Annotated in this window: 5 protein-coding genes and 1 pseudogene; 3 read left to right on the top strand and 3 right to left on the bottom strand. The window is 64.2% G+C overall.

Annotated features, from left to right (window positions below; all coding sequences use genetic code 11):
• A partial coding sequence (locus AOK24_RS23620) for a hypothetical protein (protein ID WP_055722076.1) occupies positions 1 to 1,105 on the top strand: 1,105 nt, incomplete at its 5' end.
• A gap of 536 nt (positions 1,106 to 1,641) precedes the next feature.
• Here AOK24_RS23620 and AOK24_RS48640 read toward each other — a convergent pair.
• Positions 1,642 to 1,806, bottom strand: coding sequence for a hypothetical protein (locus AOK24_RS48640; protein WP_159051957.1), 165 nt, complete (start codon positions 1,804 to 1,806; stop codon positions 1,642 to 1,644).
• On the opposite strand from AOK24_RS48640, the gene AOK24_RS47690 reads away from it, so the two are divergent.
• The gene (locus tag AOK24_RS47690) at positions 1,775 to 2,593 is read left to right on the top strand and encodes a DUF397 domain-containing protein (RefSeq protein ID WP_107104036.1); all 819 of its coding nucleotides are present in this window, start codon (positions 1,775 to 1,777) and stop codon (positions 2,591 to 2,593) included. The two genes, AOK24_RS48640 and AOK24_RS47690, sit on opposite strands and share 32 nt — an antisense overlap.
• A gap of 53 nt (positions 2,594 to 2,646) precedes the next feature.
• On the opposite strand, the gene AOK24_RS48635 is transcribed toward AOK24_RS47690, so the two are convergent.
• Both AOK24_RS48635 and AOK24_RS52790 read right to left on the bottom strand, forming a co-directional pair.
• A complete protein-coding gene (locus AOK24_RS48635) occupies positions 2,647 to 3,195 on the bottom strand; it encodes an SMI1/KNR4 family protein (RefSeq protein WP_133258328.1) in 549 nt (182 codons plus the stop codon).
• 19 nt (positions 3,196 to 3,214) lie between these two features.
• Positions 3,215 to 3,487: pseudogene (locus tag AOK24_RS52790) on the bottom strand (NucA/NucB deoxyribonuclease domain-containing protein); the annotation flags it as partial.
• 195 nt (positions 3,488 to 3,682) lie between these two features.
• On the opposite strand from AOK24_RS52790, the gene AOK24_RS52325 reads away from it, so the two are divergent.
• Positions 3,683 to 3,874 carry a transposase family protein gene (locus AOK24_RS52325; protein WP_055722075.1) on the top strand — a complete coding sequence of 64 codons (192 nt, stop codon included), beginning with the start codon at positions 3,683 to 3,685 and terminating at the stop codon, positions 3,872 to 3,874.
• Positions 3,875 to 3,892 lie beyond the last annotated feature (18 nt).

Raw genomic sequence — 3,892 nt, 5'->3', positions numbered from 1 at the left:
CCTCACCACCGCCCTGCGCCACGCGGCCCCCGCCCTCGCCGCCTACCTCACGGTCCGCCTCATCTCCCTCGCGGCACTGGCGACCTGGGCCCACCGCCGCCACCACGGCGTCCGCCCGATCCTGTCCCAGGAGTGGGACGCGAAGTGGTACTGGGGTATCGCCACCCACGGCTACACGCACACCCTCGGCACGGCGTACGACGCGAACAACCTGGCCTTCTTCCCCCTGTACCCCTACCTGGTGAAAACCCTCTCGGCGATCACCCACCTCTCCCTCCCCAGTACGGGTCTGGCCGTAGCTCTCACGTCCTCCCTCCTAGCGGCCTGGGGCATCTTCGCGATCGGCGACCACCTCCACGACCGCCGCACCGGCACCCTCCTGACGGTCCTCTGGGCAGCCTGGCCGGTCGCCCTGGTCCAGTGGATGGCGTACACGGAGTCCCTCTTCACGGCCTTGGCGGCCTGGTCCCTCTACGCCACCCTCACCCAACGCTGGCTCCCCGCAGCGACGTTGGCGACCCTGGCCGGCCTGACCCGCCCCACGGGCATCGCGGTAGCCGCAGCAGTCTCGGCAGCAGCCCTACTCTCACTCCGCCACCACCCCTCCCCCAAAACCGCCCTAGCCGCATTCACCGCCCCCCTCGGCTGGTGCGCCTACGTCACCTGGGTCGGCCTCCGCCTCCACCGCTGGGACGGCTACTTCGCGGTCCAACGCCTCTGGCACAACGAATGGACCGGCGGCCACGAAACCCTCCACCGCTTCCGCGAACTCCTGGCCCAGGACTCGACACCGGAACTGTTCCTGATCGGCGTAACCCTGACCCTGATCGCGGCAACAGCCCTCTACGCCCTGTCCGTCTGGGACCGCCAACCACTCCCCCTCCTGATCTTCACAGGCGCCATGCTGACCATCGTCCTCGGCAGCGGCGGCGTCTACTTCCCCCGAGCCCGCTTCCTCCTCCCGGCATTCCCCCTCCTCCTCCCGATCGCCACCCACCTGACCAAAGCCTCCCACCGCTTCCGCTGGCTCACGTTGGGTACGGCGGTGACAGCGTCGGCGTACTTCAGCGCGTACATGGCACTGGTATGGCCAAGCGCGCCGTAAACCCGTAGCACCGGCAGGACTGGGAATGCAGCGCGGAGAGCGCCGTTCCTGCCTCGGTATGGGGTGCAGGGCAGGGGCTAGAGGCGAGCGATCCGTGCCACGAACGAGATGACGACGACTGCCCACACAGTCATGAGCACAGCGGTGAAGGTGGCCGACTCCAGACGCCTACGACGCTCACGGTGGGACATCACAAGCCCTCCCCCTTCCTGAGTTCCAGGCACGCGGAGAACGGCAACCAGTAGCCTCGTGGGGGTACTCGGTGGGTGTGCACGTTGATCGTGCCGGACTCGAAGCGCCACCCTTCAGACAGGCAGTCACGGAACCAACGGGCCGTGAAGCAATGCGAGTTGACCGTCACGCCTCCCCCTGAGGACGCAGGGAGCGCTGGTGACACGGACACGCGCACACCAGGTACCGGACTCCGGGAACATCAGACTCGCGGGGTACGGCGTCCCGGCAACGGTCGTGGCTGCCGAGCACGCAGCGCGGGGAGCTGTACGGCGACTCGCCAACCACGATGACCAGGTCACGGGTCACCGGACACCCCCGTCACTGTGCGCGCGACGGTACGCGTTCCACAGTTCCTGTCCGGTCCCGCACTTGCGGGTGGCGTAACAGCCGTCGCACGCGCGGGCATGCTCGAACCAGACCTGATAGGCGTGCAGCATGCCGTCCTCGGTCTCCCCCAGGCCGGTCACCGGACCGGGCTCCCCGTCGGTACCGCGCGGGTGTCGAGGTCGAGGCAGAAGTGCGCCGCGATCACCAGCACACTACATCGCCCTGGAGTGGGACGCCTCCGACCTATATGTCGTCGAGACCGGCCTGATCCCCGGTCTCCTCCAGACCCCTGCTTACACCGAGGCGGTCATCCGGGAGCAGCGCCCGGACAAGGCCGACGGCTTCGACTACGTGAACGAACAGGTCAAGGTACGCGGTCAACGCCGACAGGTCTTCGCCCGCAATGCACCTCTACGACTGTGGGCGATCCTCGCCGAGGCGAGCCTCCGCCACCGGGTGGGCGGCCCGGACGTCATGCGCGAGCAACTGAGGCATCTCGCCGCACAGGCGGCGGAAGCCAACATCCAGGTGCAGGTACTACCCGGGGAAGCCTCGATCAACTCGGCACTGCACGGCCCCTTCGGCATCCTCGCCTTCCCCGAACACGTCGAGACCGATGTCGTCTACGCGGACGGCCTGATCGACACCGTCTACTACGAGGAACCGGCCCAGGTGGAAATCCATGGTACGCATCCGCCTCGCCATACAGGAAATGGAAGAAGACTCGCGATAACGCACTTCCCGAACGCTGCGGCCACCGGCTTCGACTGGTTCAAGTCGTCACATTCGAGCGGAGATCAAAGTTGCCTGGAGACAGCGGCGGCCCCGGGAATCGTTCCTGTCCGGGACAGCAATAACTCGGACGGTCCCGCACTCGTACTCACTCCTTCGGCATGGGGTTTTTTCGTTAATCATGTAAAGAAATAGCTTTTATTGAACGTTCACCGCCCCGCACCCATACAGGGCAGAATTAAAGCGGTTCATTCAACGCGAGACCCGGACTCCAACTCAGCCGCAACCCAAAGCTCGTCGTCCGCCTCAAGGGTTCCTTGAGCACTGACAAAGAAGACCCCCGAACGATAGAACCCACAGAAAGCATTCACCATTTCTTCAACCGTTTTATACACGATGAGTGATTCGTCACCCATCATGACATGTGCCACTCTCGAATCTTTGAGGGAGGTTCCATGCACGGCCGCGTAGAAGTCTCCGCCACCAGTCGCAAGAAGCGGGGTCCAGTGGTCACCTAGAACTGCGTCATCAATGCCGTACGACTCTCGCACCGCTCGCGCTTCACGCAAGGAGAGCGGCTCGTAACCGGGCACCAGAAAAGCGTCGTCCTGAATCTGCCCAGGAAGGTACTCGACGCCATTTGACCAACCAAACCATGTGACGATGTCCTCCGGCACAGAACCCCCCAATGCCTCTTGGACCTCACTCTTCGCCACACCAGGCACGCGAGATCCAGCGACCGGGCGGTTGAGGTTCTCAACCTCACTCCAGAGCCGCTCAAGCGAGTGAACGAGCATCTCTCACACTCTCCTTTCCCTACTGCACTCGAACCGCGAACCGATCACCGTTGCCGACGTTATTTCTAGTCCAGAACCATCTCAGCAACGATCCGTGACTGGAGTTTACCGACCCTGGCGAGAGTGTCAGAGTGGCACCCGCGCCACCTTCAAGGGTATGGGCGAACGGATACTCCTCCCATGTCGCATTGGGGGCAAACTGGCGCGGCTTCGGGGCGTGCGCTTGAGCAGCTCGCCTGTTACGCCTATCCAAGGCACTACTCGTATGCCTGGTAAGGATCGCAGGCGACCCATTCGCTGTTGCCTTCTGCGCATTAAGCGCCTGTGGAGCATGTGTGCTGGCAGGGCGGTTTCAAAATCCTGCAGTTCATGAATTTATGCAGGTCACGGCCGTATGACGGTGTATCGGTGACCCGTCACGTACGCAACGAAGCTCCAGTTGAAGGGGTGACCTTGCCAAGTCGCCCTGTCCAACCGGAGCGTCGATGTGCCGTCAGTCTGCCTGATCAAGTCGCCCTCGCGTCAGCACCGTGCGCTGCCGCATCTGTCACAGCGGCTGGTCACGCTGGCCGATCCGCGCCACCGGCGCGGGAGGCGTCACTCGTTCGTGAGCGTGCTGCTGGTCGCCTGTTCCGCCGTACTGGCCGGGGCCCGCTCGTTCACGGCGATCGGCCAGTGAGGGTTTTCAGCGGTGCCG

The sequence above is a fragment of the Streptomyces niveiscabiei genome (assembly GCF_001419795.1).
Taxonomy (GTDB): Bacteria; Actinomycetota; Actinomycetes; order Streptomycetales; family Streptomycetaceae; genus Streptomyces; species Streptomyces niveiscabiei.
The sequence above is the reverse complement of the archived record's forward strand: the minus strand, read 5'-3'. Positions and strand labels throughout refer to the sequence as shown.